Annotated in this window: 21 protein-coding genes and 3 tRNA genes; 21 read left to right on the top strand and 3 right to left on the bottom strand. The window is 64.7% G+C overall.

Annotation, left to right across the window (positions count from 1 at the left end; genetic code table 11):
- Window positions 1-159 precede the first annotated feature (159 nt).
- The gene (locus V8246_RS09710; protein WP_336188921.1) at window positions 160-3,468 is read left to right on the top strand and encodes a carboxypeptidase regulatory-like domain-containing protein; all 3,309 of its coding nucleotides are present in this window, start codon (window positions 160-162) and stop codon (window positions 3,466-3,468) included.
- Between the two features lie 124 nt (window positions 3,469-3,592).
- Entirely contained in the window at window positions 3,593-4,975 is a 1,383-nt protein-coding gene (gene ppnN / locus V8246_RS09715; RefSeq protein ID WP_336188922.1) for a nucleotide 5'-monophosphate nucleosidase PpnN, read from the top strand.
- 4 nt (window positions 4,976-4,979) lie between these two features.
- On the opposite strand, the gene V8246_RS09720 is transcribed toward ppnN, so the two are convergent.
- Window positions 4,980-5,996: a histidine kinase gene (locus tag V8246_RS09720; protein WP_336188923.1), complete on the bottom strand. Its 1,017-nt coding sequence runs from the start codon at window positions 5,994-5,996 to the stop codon at window positions 4,980-4,982.
- 147 nt (window positions 5,997-6,143) lie between these two features.
- Here V8246_RS09720 and V8246_RS09725 point away from each other — a divergent pair, with 147 nt between their 5' ends.
- Genes V8246_RS09725 through V8246_RS09750 form a run of 6 tightly spaced genes read left to right on the top strand, consistent with a single transcriptional unit; the run spans window position 6,144 to window position 12,776 of the window.
- Window positions 6,144-6,719 (top strand): GspH/FimT family pseudopilin, encoded by a 576-nt coding sequence (locus V8246_RS09725; RefSeq protein ID WP_336188924.1) that lies wholly within the window; start codon window positions 6,144-6,146, stop codon window positions 6,717-6,719.
- Between the two features lie 7 nt (window positions 6,720-6,726).
- Complete coding sequence (pilV, locus tag V8246_RS09730) at window positions 6,727-7,173, top strand: type IV pilus modification protein PilV (RefSeq protein WP_336188925.1); 447 nt, start codon at window positions 6,727-6,729, stop codon at window positions 7,171-7,173.
- Window positions 7,170-8,231 carry a prepilin-type N-terminal cleavage/methylation domain-containing protein gene (locus V8246_RS09735; protein WP_336188926.1) on the top strand — a complete coding sequence of 354 codons (1,062 nt, stop codon included), beginning with the start codon at window positions 7,170-7,172 and terminating at the stop codon, window positions 8,229-8,231. Before pilV ends, V8246_RS09735 begins: the two co-directional genes overlap by 4 nt.
- Complete coding sequence (locus V8246_RS09740; RefSeq protein ID WP_336188927.1) at window positions 8,228-8,788, top strand: PilX N-terminal domain-containing pilus assembly protein; 561 nt, start codon at window positions 8,228-8,230, stop codon at window positions 8,786-8,788. Before V8246_RS09735 ends, V8246_RS09740 begins: the two co-directional genes overlap by 4 nt.
- An 11-nt stretch (window positions 8,789-8,799) precedes the next feature.
- On the top strand, window positions 8,800-12,348 hold the full coding sequence (locus V8246_RS09745) for a PilC/PilY family type IV pilus protein (protein WP_336188928.1): 3,549 nt from the start codon (window positions 8,800-8,802) through the stop codon (window positions 12,346-12,348).
- A gap of 14 nt (window positions 12,349-12,362) precedes the next feature.
- On the top strand, window positions 12,363-12,776 hold the full coding sequence (locus V8246_RS09750) for a type IV pilin protein (protein ID WP_336188929.1): 414 nt from the start codon (window positions 12,363-12,365) through the stop codon (window positions 12,774-12,776).
- A 284-nt stretch (window positions 12,777-13,060) separates the two neighbouring features.
- On the opposite strand, the gene V8246_RS09755 is transcribed toward V8246_RS09750, so the two are convergent.
- Both V8246_RS09755 and V8246_RS09760 read right to left on the bottom strand, forming a co-directional pair.
- A tRNA-Asn gene (locus V8246_RS09755) sits at window positions 13,061-13,137 on the bottom strand.
- 113 nt (window positions 13,138-13,250) lie between these two features.
- Complete coding sequence (locus tag V8246_RS09760; protein ID WP_336188930.1) at window positions 13,251-13,865, bottom strand: Tfp pilus assembly protein FimT/FimU; 615 nt, start codon at window positions 13,863-13,865, stop codon at window positions 13,251-13,253.
- Window positions 13,866-13,982: 117 nt separating this feature from the next.
- Between V8246_RS09760 and uvrB the strand changes: the two genes are divergently transcribed.
- From uvrB to V8246_RS09825, 13 genes are all read left to right on the top strand, one after another.
- On the top strand, window positions 13,983-16,004 hold the full coding sequence (gene uvrB / locus V8246_RS09765) for an excinuclease ABC subunit UvrB (protein ID WP_336188931.1): 2,022 nt from the start codon (window positions 13,983-13,985) through the stop codon (window positions 16,002-16,004).
- A 75-nt stretch (window positions 16,005-16,079) separates the two neighbouring features.
- Window positions 16,080-16,154: transfer RNA gene (locus V8246_RS09770), tRNA-Val, on the top strand.
- Between the two features lie 301 nt (window positions 16,155-16,455).
- Window positions 16,456-18,363 (top strand): threonine--tRNA ligase, encoded by a 1,908-nt coding sequence (gene thrS, locus V8246_RS09775; RefSeq protein ID WP_336188932.1) that lies wholly within the window; start codon window positions 16,456-16,458, stop codon window positions 18,361-18,363.
- 47 nt (window positions 18,364-18,410) lie between these two features.
- On the top strand, window positions 18,411-18,935 hold the full coding sequence (infC, locus tag V8246_RS09780; protein ID WP_336189087.1) for a translation initiation factor IF-3: 525 nt from the start codon (window positions 18,411-18,413) through the stop codon (window positions 18,933-18,935).
- A gap of 346 nt (window positions 18,936-19,281) precedes the next feature.
- Entirely contained in the window at window positions 19,282-19,479 is a 198-nt protein-coding gene (gene rpmI, locus V8246_RS09785; RefSeq protein ID WP_162110557.1) for a 50S ribosomal protein L35, read from the top strand.
- A gap of 10 nt (window positions 19,480-19,489) precedes the next feature.
- Window positions 19,490-19,849, top strand: coding sequence for a 50S ribosomal protein L20 (gene rplT / locus V8246_RS09790; protein WP_093300456.1), 360 nt, complete (start codon window positions 19,490-19,492; stop codon window positions 19,847-19,849).
- 214 nt (window positions 19,850-20,063) lie between these two features.
- On the top strand, window positions 20,064-21,059 hold the full coding sequence (gene pheS, locus V8246_RS09795; RefSeq protein WP_336188933.1) for a phenylalanine--tRNA ligase subunit alpha: 996 nt from the start codon (window positions 20,064-20,066) through the stop codon (window positions 21,057-21,059).
- A 123-nt stretch (window positions 21,060-21,182) separates the two neighbouring features.
- A complete protein-coding gene (gene pheT / locus V8246_RS09800) occupies window positions 21,183-23,570 on the top strand; it encodes a phenylalanine--tRNA ligase subunit beta (RefSeq protein ID WP_336188934.1) in 2,388 nt (795 codons plus the stop codon).
- Between the two features lie 56 nt (window positions 23,571-23,626).
- Window positions 23,627-23,926, top strand: coding sequence for an integration host factor subunit alpha (locus tag V8246_RS09805; protein WP_055936063.1), 300 nt, complete (start codon window positions 23,627-23,629; stop codon window positions 23,924-23,926).
- Window positions 23,907-24,263, top strand: a complete 357-nt coding sequence (locus V8246_RS09810; protein ID WP_056878218.1) for a MerR family transcriptional regulator — start codon at window positions 23,907-23,909, stop codon at window positions 24,261-24,263. The genes V8246_RS09805 and V8246_RS09810 overlap by 20 nt, the downstream gene beginning before the upstream one ends.
- Before the next feature lie 86 nt (window positions 24,264-24,349).
- A tRNA-Pro gene (locus tag V8246_RS09815) sits at window positions 24,350-24,426 on the top strand.
- 102 nt (window positions 24,427-24,528) lie between these two features.
- Window positions 24,529-24,999, top strand: coding sequence for a cupin domain-containing protein (locus tag V8246_RS09820; RefSeq protein WP_336188935.1), 471 nt, complete (start codon window positions 24,529-24,531; stop codon window positions 24,997-24,999).
- 89 nt (window positions 25,000-25,088) lie between these two features.
- Window positions 25,089-26,123: a TraB/GumN family protein gene (locus V8246_RS09825; RefSeq protein ID WP_336188936.1), complete on the top strand. Its 1,035-nt coding sequence runs from the start codon at window positions 25,089-25,091 to the stop codon at window positions 26,121-26,123.
- Window positions 26,124-26,142: the final 19 nt, after the last annotated feature.

Here is a 26,142-nt window from a genome sequence, read left to right on the forward strand (position 1 = left end):
ACAAAATGGTCCTATCGTGTTAACCTGTTATTAACCTCCGCGGACGCCGCGTGGGCCATGGGAACCCCTAGCACGCCCTCCAGAACCGACCCCACCGGGTGGTTCCGCACGTCTCGTCAGCCAGCTTCGCCACATCACTCCCGTACCGAGGTTTATCCGATGAACCAATCCCATCGTCTTCGCCTGTCCAAGCTCACCCTTGGCCTTGTCGTCGCACTCGCCGCCGCACCTGCCTTTGCACAGAGCACCTCGGCGGGTGTGGGCGGCCTGGTCACCGACAATGGCGGCCAGCCCGTCGCCGGCGCCGAGGTGACCATCACCCACGTCGAGTCCGGTACGGTCAGCCGCGCCACCACCGACGCCAGCGGTCGCTACAACGCGCGCGGCCTGCGCGTGGGCGGTCCGTACCAGATCACCGTGACCAAGGCCGGCGCGGGTACGAAGACCGAAGACGGCGTGTACCTGAACCTCAACCAGGTCAACACGGTCAACGCGGCGCTGACTGGCGACATGACCACGCTGGAGACGGTCACCGCGATCGGCGTTGCGGGTGGATCGGAAGTGTTCAGCGCGTCGAAGATGGGCACGGGTACCACGGTTTCGCGGGAAGCGATCGCGGCCGCTCCGTCGATCGGGCGCAACATCCAGGACATCATGCGCATGGATCCGCGCGTGTCGCAGATCAGCAAGGCCGACGGCGCCATCTCCGCCGGTGGCCAGAACACGCGCTACAACGCGATCCGCATCGACGGCGTCAGCACCAACGATCCCTTTGGCCTGGAGTCGAACAACCTGCCGACCGAGCGCCAGCCGGTTTCGATCGACGCGATCGAGGAAGTGAAGATCGATCTGGCCAACTACGACGTGACCACCACCGGCGGTACCGGTGCGGTGGTCAACGCGGTCACCAAGTCGGGCACGAACGAGTTCCACGGTTCGGTGTACGGGGTCTACCGCAATGACGACATGGTGGGCGACGACCGCAACGGCAATCCGTTCACGGGCTTCAACAAGGAAGAAACCTACGGCTTCACCCTCGGCGGCCCGCTGCTGAAGGACAAGCTGTTCTTCTTCGCCAACTACGAGAAGTTCAAGCGTGGCGCCCCGGGCCCCGATCTGGAGAACACGCCGTACGGGCGCGGCCAGATCACCGACGCCAACATCGCCGCCATCCAGGCCGCCGCCGACACCTGGGGTTTCGACGCCGGCTCGCTGCTGGGCGCCGATTCGCTGGATACCGACATCGAGGAATACGCGGTCAAGCTGGACTGGAACATCAACGAGGCCCATCGCGCCAACATCCGTTACAGCAAGCTGACCCAGGACGTCGCGAAGCTGCCGCCGAGCAGCTGGAACAGCGCAATCTCGCTGAGCTCGCACTGGTACAACCAGAACAAGACCTTCGAAAGCACGGTCGCGCAGCTGTTCAGTGACTGGAGCGACAATTTCTCCACCGAACTGAAGGTGTCGCGCCGCGAGTACGATGCCATTGCGCAGCCCACGTCCAATCTGCCGCACATCCGCATCGACTTCGGCAACAACCAGGTGCTGCTGGGTACGGAACAGAACCGTCACGTCAACGTGATCCAGACCAAGGAGAACAGCCTGTTCTTCGCGGGCAACTGGTTCGTGGGCGACCACACCATCAAGTTCGGCGTGGACTACGCCGAGAACGACATCTTCAACTACTACGGCCGCAACCAGAACGGCTACTACCGCTTCACCAGCCTGGCGAACTTCATCGCGGGCAATCCGAGCGAGTACGACTATCGCGCCCCGCTGCCCGGTGGAAGCTACGCCGACATCCCGGCGGAGTTCACGATCAAGAACACGGGCTTCTTCCTGCAGGACACCTGGGCGGTCAACTACAACCTGAGCCTGCTGTTCGGCCTGCGTGGCGACAAGCCGTCCTTCGGCGGCGAGCCGATCTATAACGAGTGCATCTCGTCGGCTCCCAATGCGGCCGGCACCGGTCCCGCCAACTGCCGCTTCGGTGGATTCGGTTACGACAACCGCCAGTTGATCGACGGCATCCTGTGGCAGCCGCGCGCCGGCTTCAACTACACCTTCGACAGCGATCGCCCCACCCAGCTGCGCGGCGGCGTGGGCTTGTTCATGGGCGCGGCGCCGAATGTGTGGCTGTCGGGTGCCTACCAGAATACCGGTCGCCAGTACGTCGAGTATTCGGTGCGCAACAGCGGCGGCATCGGTCCGATCTTCAGCCCGGATCCCAACAACCAGCCGACCAACTTCCCGACCGGTACGCCGCGTCAGAACGTGGACATCATCCACCCGGACCTGGATCAGCCGTCGGTCTGGAAGGCGAACCTCGCATTCGATCATGAACTGCCGTGGTACGGCTTGGTCGCGTCGGCCGAGTTGCTGTTGACCCGGGTGAAGGATGCGATCTACCTGGAGCGTCTGGACCTGGGTGCGCCGAACACCATCGCCGGTCCGGACGGCCGCGTGATGTACTGGAACAACAACGGTCTGGACGCTTCGCGTTGGCTGACCAGCCTGAGCTCGGCGACCGGCGGCACGCAGCGCTACAACCGTCCTTCGTACGTCGGCGACGTCATGCTGCTGCGTAATACCGACAAGGGCCACAGCCAGCAGTTCACCGTCAGCCTCGAGAAGCCCATGTCGGAGAACTGGTCGTGGATGGTGGGTTATACCTACACCGCGGCCAAGGAAGTCAGTCCGTTGACCAGCTCGCAGAACACGTCGAACTGGAACAACAATCCGATGTTCAACGCCAACGAGGACGTGCTGGTCAATTCGCGCTATGCGATCAAGGACCGCATCAGCGGCGCGCTGACGTTCAAGAAGGCGTTCTTCGGCGACTACGCGACCACGGCGTCGCTGTTCTATGAAGGCCGCAGCGGTCGTCCGTTCAGCTACGTCTTCTGGAACGATGCCAACGGCGACAGCCGCACGTTCAACGACCTGTTCTACGTGCCGAACGGCCCGGGCGATGTGGTGTTCACCAACCTCACCCAGAACGGCGTCACGACCACCGGCGCGCAGCAGGAAGCGGCGTTCTTCGAATGGCTGGCCAAGCATCCGGAACTGCAGCGTTACGCGGGCAGCTATGCCCCGGCGAACGAGTTCCGCGCCGGCTGGACGAACAGCTTCGACCTGCGCATCAGCCAGGAGCTTCCGGGCTTCTGGAAGGGCCACAAGTCGTCGCTGACGCTGGACATCATGAACGTCGGCAACCTGCTCAACAAGAAGTGGGGCCTGATCGAGGACGCCGGTTTCAACTCCAACCTGGCGGTGGCGAACTTCGCGGGCATCTGCAACGCCGCTTCGATCAGCAGCGGCGTATGCCCGGTGGGTTCTGAAGGCAAGTACGCCTATCACTTCACCGGCGCGCAGGACTTCCAGATCCAGGAAGTCAACGGCGACGGCGTGAACACCGGCGTCTCCCGTTGGGCGGCCCAGGTGACGCTCCGCTACGAGTTCTGATCGCTGCAGTCATGCAAGACCGAAACGGCCGGGGAAACCCGGCCGTTTTCTTTTGGGTGGGCTCCTCTTGCTGCAGGGACTGCGCTAAAGTCCCGCTCCTGACGAACGAGAACAGGAAAATCCCATGACTGAAACGGCATCGAGGGCGTTGCCGGTGCAGGACGCGCGCATCTATCCGCGCGGCGGCCTGGACGTGCTTTCCCGCGCCGAAGTGGCGCGCCTGCGCGACGCTTCGGCGGGTGGCATGCACGAACTGCTGCGCCGCTGCGCGCTGGCGGTGCTGACCAGCGGCAGCGCCTCGGACGATCCGCGCGCCGCACGCGATCTGTACCCCGACTTCGATATCCAGGTGCTGCAGCAGGATCGCGGCGTGCGCATCGACCTGATCAACGCACCGGCCATGGCGTTCGTGGATGGCGAGATCATCCGCGGCGTGGCCGAGCTGCTGTTCGCCGTGGTGCGCGACCTGGCCTACACGGCCATCGAGCTGGGGCCGGAGTATGCGGACGACCTCGAATCGTCGGCAGGCATCACCAACGCCGTCTTCGGCCTGCTGCGCAACGCGCGCATCCTGAAGCCGAGCGACCCCAACCTGGTGGTCTGCTGGGGCGGCCATTCCATCTCGCGCGACGAGTATCTCTACACCAAGCAGGTGGGCTACGAGCTGGGCCTGCGCGGGCTGGACATCTGCACCGGCTGCGGCCCGGGCGCGATGAAGGGCCCCATGAAGGGCGCGACCATCGCCCACGCCAAGCAGCGCCGCAGCAGGACGCGCTACATCGGCGTGACCGAGCCGGGCATCATCGCCGCCGAGTCGCCGAACCCGATCGTCAACCACCTGGTGATCATGCCGGACATCGAGAAGCGCCTGGAGGCCTTCGTCCGCATCGGCCACGGCATCATCGTGTTCCCGGGTGGCGTGGGCACCGCGGAGGAAATCCTGTACCTGCTGGGCATCCTGCTGCATCCGGACAACGCCGACCTGCCATTCCCGCTGATCCTGACGGGCCCGACCATCGCCGCGCCGTACTTCGAGCAGATCGACCGCTTCATCCGGCTGACGCTGGGCGACGCGGCCGCCGATCGCTACGAGATCGTCATCGGCGACCCGGTGGCCGTGGCCAAGAAGATGGGTGCTGGCATCCGCCGCGTGCGCGAGTACCGGATCGAGCAGAAGGATTCGTTCTTCTTCAACTGGGCGATCCAGATTCCCGAGGACTACCAGCAGCCCTTCGTGCCGTCGCACGAGGCCATGGCGGCGCTGCAACTGCGGCCCGGACGCGCCGTGCACGACCTGGCGGCCGACCTGCGCCGTGCCTTCTCCGGCATCGTGGCGGGCAACGTGAAGGAAGACGGCATGCGCCGGATCGAGGAGTTCGGTCCCTTCGAGATCCATGGCGAGCCTGCGATGATGCAGGCGCTGGACGCCTTGCTGCGGGCGTTCGTGGAACAGCGCCGCATGAAGATCGCCGGCGAGTACAGGCCTTGTTACCGCGTGGTGACCTGAGCGGTCACGGCGTCAGTGGAATCCGGATGACGGCGGTGTAGCGCCCTTCCGCCGTCGTCGTCCGCACGCTGCCGCGCCCATGCGTCATGGCCTGGATGCGGGCGCGGACGGCATTCAGGCCCACCTGATGACCCGTGGTGGGACGGACCGGTGCGGAGGGCAGGGCGTTGGCCACCGTCACCTCCAGCCAGTCGCCGTCCGTCGCCACCTGCAGGTGCACATCGCCTCCCGTCGCCACGGGTTCCACCCCATGGCGGATCGCGTTCTCCACCAGTGGCTGGATCGACAGGGCGGGCACGGACAGGTCGGGCAGGGCCGCCGGCACCTGCCACTCCACGCGCAGGCGATCGCCGAAACGAAGGCCTTCGATCTCCAGGTAGCGCCGCACCAGCGCAAGCTCATCGGCCAGACTGATCTCCCGCGGCCCCGCCAGCGCCGCGCGGAACAGGTCCGACAGGTCCAGCAGCAGCCGCTCCGCTTCCTCCGGACGCTGGTGCACCAGCGCAGCGCCGGTATTGAGGGTGTTGAACAGGAAGTGGGGGCGGATGCGGGCCTGCAGGGCCTCCAGCTCGGCCTGCTTGGCGCGGACGGCCAGTTGGCGGGTGTTCCAATAGTTCTGGTAGGTCAGCATCGTAAGGAAGCCAACCACGATCGCAATCGCGAGCATCCTGAGAACAAATGAGGCCCTCCCTTCCGCAGGGTGCATCGATATCCCGAAAACGGTCCAGGCCGCCGATGCCACCAGCAAGGTCATGCAAAGCAACAGGGCCAGACATACCCAGGCGAGGAAGGGCGGCGAGAGCCTGGTCAAGGGGCGGCGCAGCAGATAGAGGGCGCACAGGGTAGCCAAGCAGACCCACTGGATACCAAGCGAAGCGAGGCCGAACTGGATCAGGCGCGTACCGGCTTCATTCGAGGCCAGGGACATGATCAATGCCAGCGCCTCGCCGGCCAGCAGCACGGCAATCAGCACAGGGGCTCGGAAAAGCGCCTCAAGGGGGCTTCGGGCGGGGGCACTCATGGGGCGCGGTCTAATGGCTTCGGCACTGTTTTGAGGTAATCATGGAGTGAGCCGTCCACGCCGTGGAATTGCCCGCTTATCGGGGGCGGGTGGCGCGGCCCGCATGCACTGCCCTAGGGTATACCTTGCCGCCAATGGGGGAAGGCCATGTTGCGATCCAGTAGAACATTCCGGGGTAGCCGCCGCGAGCGTGGCTTCACGCTGATCGAATTGATGGTCACCGTTTCGGTTGCGGCGATCCTGCTGGCCATGGCGGCTCCGAGCCTGGCGAGTTTCATCCGCAGCAACAGGTTGACATCTTCGGCCAACGAGGTGGTCGCGACCTTGCAGACCGCCAGGACGAGCGCGGTCAGCAATCGGGCCCGCGTTGTGGTGTGTCCCAGTGATGATGGCGCGACCTGCGCGGATGCAGTGGGCGGCCGATGGATTGCGGTGATGACGAGGAACGGTGTCGACACGGTGCTGCGCGATAGCAGCCTGCCTGAAGCGGTCACGATCAAAGCCAGCGCGAATCTCTCGGCAGGGGACAATACGTTCACTTTTTTCCCGAGTGGCTTCTCCGTAGTAGGCGCGAATGCGGCAGGCACCACCAATGGAACCATCGGCCTGTGTGTGGCCGATCTGTCGGGGAACAACGGCATTGACGTGACGGCGAGTGTCGGCAGGATCAGCACGGCACGACGCGCAGCGACCGTCGATTGTTCCGAGCCGGAAGACAACTGAGGTCATGATGAAGCGAATACTGCCCCCTGTCCCACGCAGATCCCAGCGCGGGGTTGGTCTGATCGAAGTGATGGTCGCAGTCCTGGTTCTGGCGATCGGCGTTCTTGGGATCGCTGCGCTGCAGGCGCTTACGCTGAAGAACACCATGGGCTCGGCCAGTCGTACGCAGGCTTCGATCCAGGTCTACTCGATGATGGACATCATCCGGTCGGATCGCGCCAATCTGGGCGGTTACAACACCAATATCTACACGGAGGGCGACGGGAGCGGCGCTCCAGGGACCCTGATGGGATGGCTCGACGGGTTGAAGACCACGGTGGCGCCCGATGCCAGGGGGCGGGTGGTCTGCGATGCGGACACCATGACCTGCAGCGTGGGCGTGCAGTGGACCGATGCCAACACCACGGGTGACGACAGCACGCCCGTCAACGTCAACATCACGAGCCAGCTATGACGAGTTCACCCCGTCGATTCGCCGCCAAGCAAAGCGGCTTCACCATGATCGAGCTGATGATCGCATTGCTGCTCGGACTGCTGGTGGTCGCTGCCGCGAGCAGTTTGTTCTTGTCGAACAAGCGCGTATACGGCGCGACCGAGGCGGTCGGTCGGATCCAGGAAAACCAGCGGAGTGCATTCGAGATACTGGCGCGTGACATCCGCGAAGCAGGCAGCAATCCGTGCCTGCGGCTTGATGGAGTCAACTCCGACATATTCGGCATCCAGCTGGCGGCGCCGGACCTGGCCTTCTGGTCACGTTTCTCGGACGGCATCTCGGGTGCGGATGGTACCGGGGCCAATGGTTCGGACGAGATTACGCTGTACGCAGCAAACGGCATCAACTACAGCGTGAATGAACACAAGCGCCCCGCCGACGCGATCACGGTCAGTACGGCGACGGCCGGGATCACGGATGGGCAGTTGCTGATGGTCTGCAACAACGACTACGCCATGGTCTTCTCCGCCAGTGGGATCACACCCGCGGGTACTACGGTGGGCCATGCAGGGGCAGCCAATTGCGGGGCCAGTTTCACGCGCCCGAGATCGGGCTCGGTGGATTGTGCGGCCGTGAATGCCAATCCTGGTTATTGCTTCTGGCTGGGTGCGGGCGTGGCCCGAACCGCCGCAGACGTGGCCGCATGCCCCGGCGGCATCGGTCAATCGCCTGCTTATGTGGTCGCGCCCAGCAGCGCGCTCTGGACGGTGGCCGCGAATGGTCGTGGCGGTACGTCGCTCTACCGGACGGTAGGCGGCGTCCGCAGCGAGATCGCGGAAGGCGTTACGGCGCTGAATCTGAGTTACAAGGTGGGCAACGCTGCTGCCTATGAGAATGCAGCCACCGTTACGGCGGCGGCCAACGGCTGGGCACGCGTGAACGCGGTGCGCGTGCAGATGACGTTCCAGGCGGCCGAGGGGGCTTTGCAGCGCGGAGACGTGACCGGCACGGAAGGTGCCGCGTTAAGTCGTACTCTGGATGACTACATCGTGCTCAGGAACCATCAGGATATCCAATGAAGACGCATTCCTTCATCGGTCACGCTCGTGGCAGTCAATCCGGTGCGGCACTCCTCATCGTTCTCCTCCTGCTCCTGATCGTCACTCTGCTGGGTGTGGCGTCGATGCGTGGCGCCATCATGCAGGAACGCATGGCATCGAACACGACCGCGCGCAGCATGGCGTTCCAGGTGGCCGAGGCGGGGCTGCGGCAGGCAGAGATCGCCGCACGCGACGGCGTCATTACGTTCCCCGCTTCGGGCTGCAGCGCGGGTCGTTGCGCCATGGTCGAACCTCCGTCGGAGCCTGCCTGGGCCGCCGATCGGTTCTGGGCCACGGAGGGTGGATATGAGACGGGGGCGCCCGTACCTGTGAGCGACTCGGTCACCATCTCCCCGCGTTTCGTCATCGAGGACTTCGGTCGGGTCACTACCGCCGCGTCAGGCGCCTCAGGAAGCATCGATCTTGGCAAGCCAGCACCGTCCGCCGGAGCAACCCAGGCGGTGTACCGCATAACGTCCTACGCCACGACGCCGACTGGCGGCGAGGTGATCCTCCAATCGCTGTACCGGCGCTGATGGAGCGCATCATGAAGACGAAGAACTCGATGTCGCCCCGCAGGCCCAACTGGCTGCAGAAGATGGGCGTGGTGGGCCTGACCGCATTGGCCACGCTGGCGGGATTGCCGGTCCATGCCGCCACGTCGTTTCCGGACTATCCGCTCCTGACGGGTGGCAACGCCATTCCTCCGAACATCATGATGATCCTGGACGACTCCGGCTCCATGGAATCCACGATCATGCTAGCCACGGGCGTCTCGAGGGATAGCACCGATCTGGCCGACAACGTCACGGATCGGTCTTACGTTAACAATACGCTTTACTACAATCCTGCCGTGACATATCGGCCCTGGCGCACGTCCAGCATGGATCTGAGCCAGCGAATGGCGGAGGCCGATTTCACGAGTGCGGCCAGCAGTTACACAAGTCCTACGGCGAGCCGGGTGGATCTCAGGAGCGCGACGAACGATGATGGCGTGCCGGAATCGTACTTCTACGTGCCGAAGGTGGCCAATCCGGGAACCACAACCAGCAACTACGACAAATACCGGATCACCAGTTCCAGCGCGACGACGAGCTATAACGGAGGCATTGTCCAGAAGCAGGTGGCGATCGCCACTTTGGCGTCCGGAAGCCTCAGCGTGAGAAGAGATAGGTGGTCATCGTGCATCGCCGTACCGGTTTCAGGTTACGGTGAGGTCGTGATCAACCTTAGCGGAAGCACTCGCTCCCAACTGTATGTCTACACGAGTGACAGGTGCGACAGAGGCGAGATCGCGCGCTACACCGACAGAGACGATCCGAAAATTCTGAGGATCGTCCCGGCGGCTGGCGTAGCAACCCTCTACTTCGACGTGTACGCCGACCGCGACCTCAATCTTGCGTACTCGGCACAGGGGATCAGCTGGGCGGACATGACGCCAAGCGGCAATACCAGCGCATTGCAACAGGCGGAGTTGCGGAACTTCGCCAACTGGTACCAGTACCACCGTAGCCGAAACAAGATGGCAAAGGCGGGTGCTTCAGAAGCATTCGGACGGTTGGGCAGAAACTATCGTGTGGGCTTCGACACCATTTGGAATCGGGGTGGCGGCACTGCGTCGCCAGCAGGCGCCACGCCGGCGTATCCCATTCCTTACGCTTCCAATGGCGGCCGGTTCGAATCTAACAGCCGTGATACGTTCTATAGTCGCCTGCAGGCCGCGGGTGCTAGCGGCAATACTCCACTCAAGGGCGCGCTGCAGCGCGCAGCACGGTACTTCCAGACCGATGACCCGTGGAAAGTCAATTCCACGGGCGCCATGCTTACCTGCCGACAGAATTTTGCGATCCTGACCACCGACGGCTATTGGAACGATGATTCCGGCTATGTCGCGGTGGGCAATGCCGACGCGTCTACCAATCGCGACGTAGACAACAATGCGCCGCAATACCCTGATACGTTCACCGATACGTTGGCTGATGTTGCATACAAATACTGGAGTACGGATCTGCGTGCGTCCATGGCCAACAACGTACTGACCAGCGCAGCCGATCCCGCTGACTGGCAGCACATGGTGACCTTCGGTGTGTCTATTGGCCTCCAAGGAACGCTGAATCCGGAATTGGCGCCGCCGAATCCTTGGAACGTCGATCCAACCACAGGCGGGACAGGCCCGAAGCGTATCGACGATCTCTGGCACGCGTCGCTCAATGGCCGGGGCAAGTTCGTGGTCGCGAACAACAGTGACCGGTTCGCGGAAGCGCTGATCGGTGCGCTCTCCGCCATCGACTCGCGCAGCGCTTCCGGCTCCAACATCGCATCCAGCTCCACGAAGACGGACACCAGTACGCTGACCTTCGTGGCGGGCTTCACTTCGGGTACGTGGGCGGGCGATCTGATCGCCAGTCCCTTCAATAGTGCGTTGACAGGCGTATCGACCACACCGGATTGGATCCTCTCGCAGACCTTCGCGGCTGGGCGTGCCAACGCGAACTTCGCAAACCGTACCGTGCTGACAAGGAAGGGCGGCGCCGCAGCACTGTTCAACAGTTCGCTGGCCACGGCTTCCGACTTCGCGGTGCGTACGGGCCAAACCGATGCGGCGACCGCCGCTGAGAATATCGCCTATCTGCGGGGTGACCGGAGCAGGGAAGTAGGACAGGCCGGCGGTACGTTGCGCAGGCGCACCCATCCCATTGGGGACATCGTCAACTCCTCCCCGGCCTACGCCGAAGACACCAAGACCGTCTACATCGGCGCGAACGACGGCATGCTGCATGCCATCAACGCCGACAGCGCCGACACCTCGAACCGGGGCAAGGTCTTGTTCTCCTACGTACCCAAAGGCATCGACTACACGGCCATGGCCAGCCTGAGCGCGACGGCCTATGAGCATCGCTATTTCGTCGACGGCCAGATCGACGTGACAAGCCGGGCCAACCAGGGCAACGGCAGGAACATCCTGGTTGCCGCATTGGGTCGCGGCGGGCGCGGTGTATTCGCACTGGACGTGACAAATCCGACGGCGATGACGACCAGCTCCGCGCTATGGGACGAGACGACGCAGGACACGACCACTGAGCCGAACATGGGCTATGTGCTGGGACGTGTACTGATCCGCAAGGGCAATGGCGACAAGACGTATGCATTCGTTCCCAACGGCATCGAGAGCCCGAACGGATCCGCGACCTTGTTTGTGTACGAACTGGACGCGACCGGGGGTATCGCCTCTACGACGCGTCTGGTAGCCGACGCCAGCGGTGGCAATGGGCTGATGTCGCTGGGTCTGGCCGACCTCAATGGCGACAGCAAGGTGGATACCGTCTATGGCGGCGACCTGAAGGGTAATGTCTGGCGCTGGGACTTCAGCGGCACCACCCTGCCCACGTCTGCCGTCAGGCTGTTCCAGGCCAGGGACAGTGCGAACGTGGCGCAGCCGATTACCGGTGGGCTGGCCGTGGGGCGCGACTCTTACGGCAGCATCTTCGTGGGCTTCGGTACGGGACGTTTCATATCGAGCACCGACATGCCCGGCGTCGCCACGCAGACGACGCAGAGCCTGTACGGCATCAAGGATCAGTCGACCACGATCGCCGGGCGTGCCAGCCTGCAGGAGCGAACGATTCCCTATACCGGTGCAGGAACACGCGGCTTCGAGAACTATGACCTACTGCCGGCGGGCAGGCTGGGCTGGTTTATCGATCTTCCGGTGCCGGAACGTGTCGTCTCGTCGCCGACGATCTATGGCTCGGCTATGTATGTTTCCTCGATCGTTCCGCCGACGGGCAGCGACTGCAATAGCTCGGTCGGTAGTGGATTCCTCAATGCGATCAATCTCTTTACAGGAACCAGTCCGGAGTCGGGCAGCTACTTTGCCGGCGGCGGGACCGTGGGGGATGGCGTCGTCGGTTCGGTGGCCGTTACCGGCGGCATGCCGACGGAAGCCAACGTGACAAGTGCATTGGTAACCGTGGGTACCGGTGCTTTCTCGACTGAGGACGGGGGCGCAGGCAACACTGAGAGCGAGGAAATCACTCCGCCCGCGGGTGGACGTCCTGCTCGGGTGAGCTGGCGTGAGCTGGTGCCTTCAGAGTGAACAGGGGGGTCGAAATGCAGAAGCGAGGAGCGGGTTTTACCTTGATCGAGTTGATGGTCGCGGTCGCCGTGGTCGCGATCCTGGCAGCCATCGCCTATCCGAGCTACACGGGACAGATCGTGAAGACGCGTAGATCTGCCGGAGCAGCATGCCTGATGGAGCAGGCGCAGTTCATGGAGCGCTATTACTCCACCAACATGGGCTATGCAGGAGCGGTGTTGCCTGATACTGCGTGCACCAACGATCTGGGTGACCACTACAGTTTCGAGTTCTCGGCAGGACCGGATGCGACTTCCTATACGCTTTCGGCGATTCCGCAGGGGCAACAGGAAAGTCGCGACAGCCAATGCGGCACCATGAGCATCAACGAGAGGGGAACCAAGGCCGCATCAGGCTCCTACTCCTCCACGCCAGCGAAGTGCTTCTGATTCCGGACCTCCGTGGATGACGCGCAACCAACAGAGCCGCGAACAATCGCGGCTTTGTTTTGCTGGCGGCGTGTGCACAAACGTATTCCGCGCAGGAGCGATCCCAAGGAGATCGGTTTCGTCGTGACCATGGTGCCGTCCAAACGCGCCAGGCGGCGGCCGGCGCGCCTGATCGCCTCATTCGAGACGGGATTCAGTGCAGGTAGTCGCCACGTTCGCCTGAACGGCGTTGCGGGAGCTGGAAAAAAGAAAAGGCTGCGATCGCTCGCAGCCTTTGAGGTATCTGGCGCCCGAAGTTGGACTCGAACCAACGACCCCCTGATTAACAGTCAAGTGCTCTAACCGGCTGAGCTATTCGGGCGGGGGACGTATTGTAGCGGGCACGTCGGCGCGGCGGCAAGTCGCCCGGCTTCTTTCGCGCATTTCGCTGGCGGTGGGTGCAGGCGTGGGCGCCAAGGCCTTGATTGGAAAGGTTCAGCCGGGTGGAACGCAGGGTTCGGGTTCGCTGGGCCGGGCGCTGCGGATACGGCCCGCATTGTTGATCACCACCAGCCCGCTGACTTCGCCATCGATGCACAGGCGTACCGTGAGGTTGTTGCCGGAGCTGTAGCCGGTCGGAAGGTAGCGCACCTGCCGCCGGCCCGCCGTGGACAGGAGGCGTAACCCGGGCGCATGGGGCGCGGGCTCGTTGCGGAAGACATCGAAGGTGTCGTCGGGCTGCCGGTTGCCGTCCGGATCCCGGAAGGTCAGCCAGTGCTCGCTCCAGTCGCTGTCCTGCCGGCACATGCCGTCCCCCCGGCTGGGGCATACGACGACCGGCACGTTGTGGGTGATGGCGGTGATGCGGGCCGAGGCGAAATGGGAGGTGAGCAGGTGCAGCGTGGCATCTACCTGGCTGCGTTTCTGCAACGCTCGGAACGAGGGGATGCCCACCGCGGTCAGGATCGCCAGCACGGACATCGCCACGACCAGCTCCAGCAGGGTGACACCCCGATGGCGATGAACCGTCCGCGGGGAATGAGGACAGGGTGAAGACGATGGCATCCTTGCCATGGCGCGGCTCCTTGAATGTTCCGGCGATCCCAGCATCGAGCGCGGGAACGGATCGCGCCATCAGGGCAGTCCCTGTCCTGATGTAGGAAATCCCTGCCGAAGCGATCACGCCCCCGCGGCTATACTCGGAGGTCGATTCCCGGACGGCCCGCGATGACCGATCGTTTCCAGCTTGTTTCCCCCTATTCGCCGGCGGGCGACCAGCCCCGCGCCATCAAGAAGCTGGTGGAGAACTTCCAGGCAGGCCTGGCCAAGCAGACCCTGCTGGGCGTGACGGGCTCGGGCAAGACCTACACGATCGCCAACGTGGTGCAGCAGATCCAGAAGCCGACCCTGGTGATGGCGCCCAACAAGACGCTGGCGGCGCAGCTGTACGGCGAATTCAAGGCGTTCTTTCCGCACAACGCGGTCGAATATTTCGTCAGCTACTACGACTACTACCAGCCGGAAGCCTATGTGCCGGCCAGCGATACCTTCATCGAGAAGGACAGCTCGATCAACGAGCACATCGAGCAGATGCGGCTGGCCGCCACCAAGACGCTGCTGTCCAGGCCCGATGCGCTGGTGGTCGCCACCGTATCGGCGATCTACGGCCTGGGTGCGCCGGAGGACTACCTGTCGCTGCGTCTGATCCTGTCGCTGGGCGAGCGGATCGACCAGCGCGAGCTGATCCGCCACCTGACCCAGTTGCAGTACACCCGCAACGAATACGAACTGCAGCGCGGCACGTTCCGTGTGCGCGGCGAGATCATCGACGTGCATCCGGCGGAAAGCGATGCCGAAGCCCTGCGCATCGAGCTGTTCGATGGCGAGGTCGAGGGCCTCAGCCTGTTCGACCCGCTCACCGGCGAGTCGCTGCGCAAGCTGCAGCGCTACACGGTGTACCCCAAGACCCACTACGCCACCACCCGCGAGCGCGTGCTCGCCGCCATCGACACGATCAAGGTCGAGCTGAAGGACCGGCTGGAGCAGTTGTATGCGCAGAACAAGCTGGTCGAAGCGCAGCGCCTGGCCCAGCGGACGCAGTTCGACGTGGAGATGATGGCGGAGGTCGGCTTCTGCTCGGGCATCGAGAACTACTCGCGCCACCTGACCGGCAAGGCGCCGGGCGAACCGCCGCCGACCTTGTTCGACTACCTGCCGGCCGATGCGTTGCTGGTGATCGACGAATCGCACGTGACCATCCCGCAGATCGGCGCCATGTACAAGGGCGACCGTTCGCGCAAGGAGACACTGGTGGAATTCGGCTTCCGCCTGCCGTCGGCGCTGGACAACCGGCCGTTGCGCTTCGAGGAATGGGAGGCGCGCTCCCCCCGCAGCATCTATGTGTCGGCCACGCCGGGACCTTACGAGCTGCGTGAGTCCAATGGCGAGATCGTCGAACTGGTGGTGCGTCCGACCGGCCTGATCGATCCGGAGGTGGAGATCCGGCCGGTGGGAACGCAGGTGGACGACCTGCTGTCGGAAATCAATCTGCGTGTCTCCTGGGGCGACCGCGTGCTGGTCACCACGCTGACCAAGCGGATGGCCGAGAACCTGACCGAGTATCTGGGCGAGCACGGCATCAAGGTGCGCTACCTGCACTCGGACGTGGATACCGTGGAGCGCGTGGAGATCATCCGCGACCTGCGGCTGGGCAAGTTCGACGTGCTGGTCGGCATCAACCTGTTGCGAGAGGGCCTGGACATGCCGGAAGTCTCGCTGGTGGCGATCCTGGACGCGGACAAGGAAGGCTTCCTCCGATCCACCGGCTCGCTGATCCAGACCATCGGCCGCGCCGCCCGCAATCTGCGGGGCAAGGCGATCCTGTACGCCGACCGCATGACCCGCTCGATGCAGGCGGCCATCGACGAAACGGGTCGGCGCCGCGAGAAGCAGGTGGAGTACAACCTGGAGCATGGCATCACGCCCAAGTCGGTGGCGCGTCCGATCGTGGACATCCTGGAGGGCGCGCGCAGCGAGGCGGCCAACGAGGGCAAGGCCGGGCGGGGCAAGGGGCGGCGCGTGGCCGAGGAGCCTGTGGAGTACGGCGTGATGGAGCCGGCCAAGGCGGTGGCCCGCATCAAGGCGCTGGAGCAGCAGATGTACCAGCATGCCCGCGACCTGGAGTTCGAGGACGCGGCGCGCCTGCGCGACCAGATCCAGCGGCTGAAGGAAGCCAGCCTGGGTGGCTGAGCCATCGAGCAGCGCCCCCGGTTGTCGGCGACCCCGTATCCGGGATAGAATTCGCGCCCCTGCAAAGGGCAGACCGGGCGGTTAGCTCAGCGGTAGAGCACTACCTTGACATGGTAGGGGTCACAGGTTCGAACCCTGTACCGCCCACCACGCTTCCACGGCGTGGATTCCGGACTTCTGGGGCCAGCCCGATGCGCCACCGCATTCACGAGGTGGCCCGCGGAAACGCCGGCCGAGCGTGCGACATGAGCACTACCACCGCCTGAACCTGGTACTGCCCGAGGCACTGCATCCCGTAGGCGCCCTCGTGGCGCTTTTTTATTGGCCGCATCGCGGCCACGGGAAGAGGGATTCGGGATTGGGGATTCGCAAGACGAATCCGGTCCGGATCCGCCTTCCCCATTCCCGAATCCCCATTCCCGAATCCCCATTTCCGAATCCCGGCATCCACATGATCACCATCACGCTCCCCGACGGCAGCCGCCGCGAGTTCGAGAATCCCGTCTCCGTCATGCAGGTGGCGCAGTCCATCGGTGCGGGCCTGGCCAAGGCCACCGTGGCCGGCGCCGTCGATGGCGTGCTGGTCGATGCCAGCGACGTCATCGACCATGACGCTTCGCTGCGGATCATCACGCCGAAGGACGAGGAAGGCGTGGAGATCATCCGCCACTCCTGCGCCCACCTGGTCGGCCATGCGGTCAAGCAGCTGTACCCGGACGTGAAGATGGTCATCGGTCCGGTCATCGCTGAAGGCTTCTACTACGATATCTACAGCGAGCGCCCGTTCACGCCGGAAGACCTGGCGGCGGTCGAGCAGCGCATGCACGAACTGATCGCGCAGGACTACGACGTCATCAAGAAGATGACCCCGCGCGCCGAGGTGGTCGAGGTCTTCAAGGCCCGTGGCGAGGAGTACAAGCTGCGCCTGATCGAGGACATGGGCCCCGACGTCACGGCCATGGGCCTGTACTACCACCAGGAATACGTGGACATGTGCCGCGGCCCGCACGTGCCGAACACGCGCTTCCTGAAGGCCTTCAAGCTGACCCGCATTTCCGGCGCCTACTGGCGCGGGGATGCCAAGAACGAGCAGCTGCAGCGCATCTACGGCACGGCCTGGGCCGACAAGAAGCAGCTGGAGGCCTACATCCAGCGCATCGAGGAAGCCGAGAAGCGCGACCATCGCAAGATCGGCAAGCAGCAGGAGCTGTTCCACCTGCAGGAAGAGGCCCCGGGCCTGGTGTTCTGGCACCCCAAGGGCTGGGCCATCTGGCAGGTGGTCGAGCAGTACATGCGCAAGGTCTACCGCGACAGCGGGTACCAGGAAGTGCGTTGCCCGCAGATCCTCGACGTTGCCCTGTGGAAGAAGTCCGGCCACTGGGACAACTACAAGGAAAACATGTTCTTCAGCGAGTCGGAGAACCGCACCTATGCGGTCAAGCCGATGAACTGCCCGGGCCATGTGCAGGTGTTCAACCAGGGCCTGCACAGCTACCGCGACCTGCCGATCCGCTACGGCGAGTTCGGTGCCTGCCATCGCAACGAGCCTTCGGGCGCGCTGCACGGCATCCTGCGCGTGCGTGGTTTCACCCAGGACGACGGCCACATCTTCTGCACCGAGGACCAGATCGAGGCCGAGGTCACGGCGTTCCACCAGCAGGCCCTGAAGGTGTACTCGGACTTCGGCTTCGAGGACATCCAGATCAAGATCGCCCTGCGCCCCGACTCGCGCCTGGGCGACGACGCCACCTGGGACAAGGCCGAGGCCGCCCTCCGCGCCGCCCTGCGCAGCTGTGGGGTGGAATGGCAGGAGCTGCCGGGCGAGGGCGCCTTCTATGGCCCGAAGATCGAGTACCACCTCAAGGACGCCATCGGCCGGACCTGGCAGCTGGGCACCATGCAGGTCGACTTCATGATGCCGGGCCGCTTGGGCGCCGAGTACGTGGACGAGCACAGCCAGCGCCGGCACCCGGTCATGCTGCACCGGGCCATCGTGGGCTCCATGGAGCGCTTCATCGGCATCCTGATCGAGCACCATGCTGGTGCATTCCCGTCCTGGCTGGCTCCCCAGCAGGCCGTGGTGATGAATATCACCGACGCCCAGGCCGATTACGTGGCCGAAGTCCGGAAAACCCTTGCAAATCAAGGCTTCCGGGTGGCGGCCGATTTGCGGAACGAGAAGATCGGCTATAAGATTCGCGAGCACACGCTGCAGCGGGTGCCGTACCTGCTGGTGGTCGGAGACCGCGAGAAGGAAAATGGCGCCCTCGCCGTACGCACGCGTTCCGGGGAGGATCTGGGCACCATGTCCGTTGCCGCCTTCGCCGAACGTTTGCGGAACGAGCACGCCGCGCACTAGGTTCCGGTCCGTCGCGGACCGGCACGCCCCTCCCTGGAGACTGCAACATCAGCACCCCTGACAACAAGCAAAACCGCAAGAACCACGAAATCCGCGTGCCGCGAGTGCGCGTGATCGGTTCGGATGGCGAAATGATCGGCGTGCTCTCGCGCGACGAAGCCTTGGCCATGGCCGAGGATGAGGGACTGGACCTGGTCGAGATCCAGCCCAATGCCGAGCCGCCCGTCTGCAAGATCATGGACTTCGGCAAGTTCAAGTTCGAGATGCAGAAGAAGGCCAACGAGGCCAAGAAGAAGACCAAGCAGGTCGAGATCAAGGAACTGAAGTTCCGTCCGGTCACCGACGAGGGCGACTACCAGATCAAGATGCGCAACATCCGTCGCTTCCTGCAGGAGGGCGACAAGGTCAAGGTGAACATCCGCTTCCGCGGTCGCGAGATGAGCCACCAGGAGCTGGGTCGCGAGATGGCGGCACGCATCGAGGCCGAACTGGGCGACGAGATCGTCATCGAATCCCGCCCGCGCCTGGAAGGCCGGCAGATGGTCATGATGATCGCCCCCAAGAAGAAGTGATGTCAGCGGCTTGGCCGCTGGCGCCGACGGTTCCCTTCGCCCCGCATGCGGGGAGAGGGCAATGGGTGAGGTGGAGGCGCCGCAAGGCGCCTTTCGCTTTTCCGCTTCCCCGCTAAGTAGCCGGATTTGCAAGAAAAAACGGTAGCCGGCATAATACGCGGCCCGGTACGCCGGGAGGCTGCTCGCAGCCGATGGACCCGTCGGCGGTTCCTTCATGGAATCAACGACTTACAAGCCGATATGGGCATGGATGGAAAGACTGGCCTTTAGGTCTTCGCGGCAACCCCGCAAGGCATCGAAAGGGCGGCGCCCGCATCAGTGACATAAACCCGTCAAGGACATAGCAATGCCCAAGATCAAGACCCACCGGGCGGCGGCCAAGCGTTTCCGCAAGACCGCCTCCGGCAAGTTCAAGGCTGGCCACGCCAACCGTAGCCACATCCTCACCAAGAAAGCGACCAAGCGTAAGCGCGGCCTGCGTGCGACGAACATCGTCCGCGCCGAGGACAGCGGCCGTTTGAACCGCATGCTTCCCTACCTCTGAGGACTGAGACATGGCACGAGTTAAGCGTGGCGTGATGGCGCGTCGCCGTCACAAGAAGGTCCTCAACCTGGCCAAGGGCTACTACAACGCCCGTCGCAAGGTGTTCCGCGTCGCCAAGCAGGCGGTCATCAAGGCGCAGCAGTACGCCTACATCGGCCGCAAGCAGAAGAAGCGCAACTTCCGTTCGCTGTGGATCACCCGCATCAATGCGGCCGCCCGCATCAACGGCCTGAGCTACAGCCGCTTCATGAACGGCCTGCTGAAGGCCGGCATCACCCTGGACCGCAAGGTGCTGGCCGATATCGCCGTGCACGACGCGGCCGGTTTTGCGGCCCTGGCTGAAAAGGCGAAGGGCGCACTCGCGGCGTAAGCCGCGTCTCCACCGTAAAGCACTCCGGCAGTCCATCGCCGGGAACACGTGGGGAAGGGCGCGAGTCCTTCCCCATTGTTTTTGTGGGTCGCCGTCATTCCGGCGAAAGCCGGAATCCATCTTGATCTTCGCGCGCGCCAAGTCCGTGAAGCAGGTGCAACGGCAAAATGGATCCCGGCATTCGCCGGGATGACGACACGAGGTCCGGTCAAAAATGAGCGAAATCGAGTCCCTGTCCACCCAGGCCCTGGCCGACATCGCCGCAGCGCAATCGCCCGAGGTGGTGGAGCAGCTGCGCGTCGCCCTGCTGGGCAAGAACGGCAGCATCACCACGCAGCTGAAGCAGCTGGGGGCACTGCCCGCCGACCAGCGCAAGGCCGCCGGCGAAGCGATCAATCGCGCGCGCGACGCGATCGGCGAGGCGTTGTCGGTCCGCAAATCCGTGCTGGAAGACGCCGCGCTCGACGCGCGCCTGGCCGGCGAAGCCATCGACGTAACGCTGCCCGGCAGGAACGGCACGCGCGGCGGGCTGCATCCGATCAGCCGCACGCTGGAGCGCATCGCCGACATTTTCGGCCGACTGGGCTACGAGCTGGCCGACGGCCCGGAGATCGAGGACGACTGGCACAACTTCGAAGCGCTGAACTTCCCGCCGCATCACCCGGCGCGCGCCATGCACGACACGTTCTACTTCGGCGATGGCCGCCTGCTGCGCACGCATACCTCCGGCGTGCAGGTGCGTTACATGGACGCCCACCAGCCGCCGCTGCGGATGATCGCGGCGGGCAAGGTCTACCGCAGCGACAGCGACCAGACGCATTCGCCGATGTTCCACCAGGTCGAAGGCCTGCTGGTCGACGAACACTCCACCTTCGCCGACCTCAAGGGCACGCTGGCGGAATTCGTGCGCGCGTTCTTCGAGCGCGATTTCGAGATGCGCTTCCGTCCCAGCTACTTCCCGTTCGTCGAGCCGGGCGCAGAAGTCGACATCGCCTGGCAGCAACCGGACGGCAGCACGCGCTGGCTGGAAGTGCTGGGCTGCGGCATGGTGCATCCGAACGTACTGCGCAACTGCGGCATCGATCCGGAGCGCTACACCGGCTTCGCGTTCGGCCTGGGCGTAGAACGCTTCGCGATGCTGCGATACGGCGTCAACGATCTGCGTGCGTTCTTCGAGAACGATGTGCGGTTCCTGAAGCAGTTTGCTTGAGGAACGGGATTCGGGATTGGTGATTGGTGATTCGCAAAAGCGGCACCGAGACTGCCCGGAACCCGATAGGCGAACGCTGTTGACGAATCCCCAATCACGAATCACGAATTACGGAATTTCAGAATGAAATTCAGCGAAAACTGGCTGCGCAGCCACGTGCCCACCCAGGCCACCCGCGATGAGCTGGCGGCCACGCTGACCGCGATAGGCCTAGAAGTCGAAGAAGTCGCCGCGCTGGGCGACGGGCTGGCGAACGTCGTGGTCGCGCGCATCGTCGAATGCGCGAAGCATCCGGAAGCCGACCGCCTGCAGGTCTGCCAGGTGGATGCGGGGCAAAGCGGCCTGCTGCAGATCGTCTGCGGCGCGCCGAACGCACGCCCCGGCCTGCTGGCGCCGCTGGCGATGGTGGGCGCCAACGTCGGCGGCATCGCCATCAAGGCGGCCAAACTGCGGGGAGTGGAGTCGAACGGCATGCTGTGCTCGGCCAAGGAACTGGGCATCGATGCCGATGCGTCCGGGCTGCTCGAGCTGCCCTCCGGCGCACCCGTCGGTACGCCGGTTGCCGACTATCTCGGCCTGCCCGACGCCAGCATCGAGATCAAGCTGACGCCCAACCGCGCCGACTGCTTCAGCGTGCGCGGCATCGCCTATGACGTTGCGGCATCGCTGGGCAGCGAGGTGAAGCCGCTGGACGCCGCGCCGGTGCCGGCACAGAGCCCGGTCACGATGGAGATTTCGCTGGAAGCCGGTGCGAAGGTGCCGCGCTTCGCCGGCCGTGTCATCGAGGGCGTCAACGCGCAGGCGGCCACGCCCATCTGGATGGCCGAGCGCCTGCGCCGCAGCGGCGTGCGTCCGATCAGCTTCCTGGTGGACGTCACCCAATACGTGATGCTCGAACTCGGCCAGCCCATGCATGCCTTCGATCGCGACACGCTGACGGGGCCGGTCGTCGTGCGCCCCGCACGGGCGGAGGAGCAGGCCACGCTGCTGGACGGCCGTACCGTGACGCTGGACGACGATTTCCTGGTGGTGTCCGACAGCCGCGATGGCCGCGCCTCACGCGCCGTCGCGCTGGGCGGCATCATGGGCGGCCTCGACACCCGCGTGATCGATGCGACGACGAACGTCTTCCTGGAAGCCGCGCACTGGATCCCGTCGGCCATCATCGGCCGCAGCCGCAAGCTGGGCCTGCACACCGATGCCGGCCACCGCTTCGAACGCGGCGTCGATCCCGAACTCCCGCGCGTGGCCGTGGAGTACGCGACCCGCCTGATCCTCGAGGTGGCCGGCGGCACGCCGGGTCCGACGATGGTGGTCGAGCACGCCGAGCATCTGCCGGCGCCGACTGCGATCCTGCTGCGTCGCGCGCGCGTCGCTCGCGTGCTGGGCGTGGACATCGCGGACGCAGAGATCGAGCGCATCCTGCGCGCGCTGGGCCTGCAGGCGGCGGCCGTCGCCGATGGCTGGAGCGTGGTGGCGCCGACGCGCCGCTTCGACATCGCCATCGAAGAAGACCTGATCGAGGAACTGGCCCGCATCCACGGCTACGACCGCGTACCCACCACGCTGCCCGGTGGCGCGACGCGCATCGCCTCGCCCAGCGAGACGCGTGTGGAGGCCGGGGTGGTGCGTCGCCAGCTGGCCGCGCGCGACTGTCTTGAAACGGTGAACTTCGCGTTCGTCGATGCACAGTGGCTGACGCTCTGGCAGATGGCCGAAGGGGCCGTTCCGCTGGCCAACCCGCTGAGCGCCGAATTGGCCGTCATGCGCACGGCGCTGCTGCCCGGCGTGGTGGCCGCCCTGCAGCGCAACGTCGCGCGCCAGGCCGGCCGCGTGCGCCTGTTCGAGATCGGCAACGTGTTCCAGGCCGAGGCCGGTGCCGCGCCGCGCGAAACCCTCCGCCTTGCTGCCGCGGTCGTGGGTGAGGCCGCGGCCGAACAATGGGGCCAGCCGGCCCGCAAGGTGGATTTCCACGACCTGAAGGGCGACCTGGAAAGCGTCGCCGCGCTGTCCGGGGCGACCCTGGAGTACCGGCCTTCCTCAGCCCCCCACGGTCACCCGGGCCGCTCGGCCGATGTCTACCGCGACAACCAGAAGGTGGGCTGGATCGGCCAGCTGCACCCGCGCCTGCAGCGGGCGCTGGACCTGGATGCGGACGTGGTCGCGTTCGAAGTGGACCTGGCGCCCCTGAGCACCCGCGCGCTGCCGCGGGCCGGCGACCTGTCGCGCTATCCGTCCGTCCGCCGGGATCTGGCGTTCGTCGTCGCCGATGCGGTGCCCTGGGCGGAGATCGCGGCCACCGTGCGTACCGCCGCGGGCCCGCTGCTGCGGGACGTCCAGTTGTTCGACCGGTACGTTGGGCAGGGGGTCGAATCAGGTCAAAAGAGTCTCGCTATGGGCTTGATTTTGCAGGACAACTCACGCACTCTCACGGACGCCGACGTGGCGCAGGTCGTGGCGCAGGTCGTGGCGGCCATCGGCGACGCGCATGGCGCGAAGGTGCGCGGATGATCGGTATGACGACAGTGGCGTGGCCGGCGACGGCCGCAATGGGGAAGCAGTAGTCCATGGCATTGACGAAGGCGGAGATGGCCGAACGTCTGTTCGACGAGGTCGGCCTGAACAAGCGCGAGGCGAAGGAATTCGTCGACGCCTACTTCGACGTCCTGCGCGAGGCCCTGGAACAGGGCCGCCAGGTGAAGCTGTCGGGCTTCGGCAACTTCGACCTGAGGCGCAAGAACCAGCGCCCGGGCCGCAATCCGAAGACCGGCGAGGAAATCCCGATCTCGGCGCGGACGGTGGTGACCTTCCGACCGGGCCAGAAACTCAAGGAGCGGGTGGAAACGTATGCTGGATCCGGGCAGTAACCGCGAGCTTCCGCCGATCCCGGCCAAGCGCTACTTCACCATCGGTGAGGTCAGCGAGCTGTGCGACGTCAAGCCGCACGTGCTGCGCTACTGGGAAACGGAGTTCCCCAGCCTGGAGCCGGCCAAGCGCCGCGGCAACCGCCGGTACTACCAGCGCCATGACGTGCTGATGGTGCGCCAGATCCGCAGCCTGCTGTACGAACAGGGCTATACCATCGGCGGCGCACGCCTGCGTCTGGAAGGCGAGGGCGCCAAGCAGGAAGCCGCGCTGAGCCACCAGATCGTGCGCCAGGTGCGCATGGAGCTGGAAGAAATCCTGCAGTTGTTGCGTCGGTGACGCATGACGGCGCTCCTGCTGGGAGTCGCCGGCGAATTCCGGCTATAATGCGCGGCCCGTCGCAAGGCGGGCCGATCCGCGAGATTCGGGGCGTAGCGCAGCCTGGTAGCGCATCTGCCTGGGGGGCAGAGGGTCGTCGGTTCAAATCCGGCCGTCCCGACCAATCGCGGTTCGACATGAAGCCTGCGCTCACGCGTGGGCTTTTTTGTGTCCGTCGCACGCACCCGGCGACGGCAGGCCATCCACCGTGCAGACAGGAACGCCCATGCATCCAAGAGCCGAAGACCTGATCCGCACCCTGCAACTGGCGCCGCATCCCGAGGGTGGCCACTTCCGCCGGGTGTACGAATCGGCCAAGCGCACCGAGGTGAATGGGATCGAGCGGCCGACGCTGACGGCCATCAAGTTCCTGTTGCCGGCCGGCGTGACGACGCGCTGGCACCGGGTGGATGCCACCGAGGTCTGGGACTGGCACGAAGGCAGCCCGCTGGAGCTGTCCATGTTCGATCCCGAGCAGCGCACGCTGACCCGCGTACAACTGGATACTTCCGCCCGCGGAGGCCAATCGAACCAGGTGGTGCCCGCGGGCATCTGGCAAAGCGCGCGTTCCCTCGGCGACTACACGCTGGTGGATTGTTCAGTGTCCCCTGGCTTCAGCTGGCAGGGCTTCGAGCTGATGCAGAGCGGCAGTGAGGTCGCGCGCACGTTGCGCGATGCGGGCGGCAAGGTCGCCTGAACGGAAACCCCCTCGGCCGCCAGACGCTGCGCGCCGTCCGTCTTCCCCAAAGGCAAACTTCCGCGATCCTTCCGCTTGGAGTCGCCGCGATGCGTCTGTCGTTCTACGGCATGTTGTGGCTGTCGTTGCTGGTCGCGTGTGCCCCCGCACGTGCACAGGAAGTTCCAGAGAGCGAACCCGTGCCGCCGGTGGCCGGGACCGACGTGATCGACATGGAGGCCGTGGTCGTCGCCGGCGTACAGCCGGGGCCCGGCCTGTGGAAGGTGCGCCAGGGCGACCATCTGCTTTACGTGCTGGGTACGCAGTCGCCGCTGCCGAAGAACATCACCTGGCGCTCCGATGAGGTCAACCAGGTGCTGCAGCTCGCGGACGAGGTGCTGGCCTCGCCCGGCATCAGCGTCGGTGCCGATATCGGCTTCTTCCGTGGACTCACGTTGCTGCCTTCCGCGATGAAGGCCTCCAAGAATCCGGACGGACAGAAGCTGCAGGACGTCCTGCCGCCCGAGTTGTACGCCCGCTGGGCCGTACTGAAGCAGCGTTACATGGGACGTGACGGAAGCATCGAGAAGAAGCGTCCGCTGATTGCGGCGTTCCAGCTTTACTCCGAAGCCTTGTCGGACTCGGGCCTGCGCGAGGGCGGCGTCATCAATCCCGTGATCGATGCCGTGTTGAAGCGGCGCAAGATGAAGCGCACGCCGACGGTGCTGAACATCAAATTTGACGATCCGCGTGCGGCGCTGGCGGATTTCCGCAAGGAAACCCTCAAGCCCGAGGATCTCGCCTGTTTCAGCAAGACGCTCGATGTCATCGAGGGCGATCTGCCGCACGTAGCGGCGCGTGCCAATGCCTGGGCGGTCGGGGACTGGCCGGCGTTGCGATCCGGAGCGCGGCAGGACTGGCAGCAGGCCTGCGAGCTGGCCTGGTTCAACACTGAGACGGCGCGCAAGCGCGGCATTTCCGACGTGGAAGCGCGCATGCAGGCGCGCTGGATGGAGGTCGCCGAGGGCGCGCTGCAGAAGAACCGGATTACCTTCGCCACCGTGCCGGTATGGCAGCTGGTCAAGCCCGGCGGTTATCTCGCGGCGCTGCAGGCCAAGGGATACGAGGTGGAAGCGCCGGAGTGATCCGGCGCCGCCGCGGGAC

This window comes from Pseudoxanthomonas sp. F11, from assembly GCF_037046485.1.
Lineage (GTDB): Bacteria > Pseudomonadota > Gammaproteobacteria > Xanthomonadales > Xanthomonadaceae > Pseudoxanthomonas_A.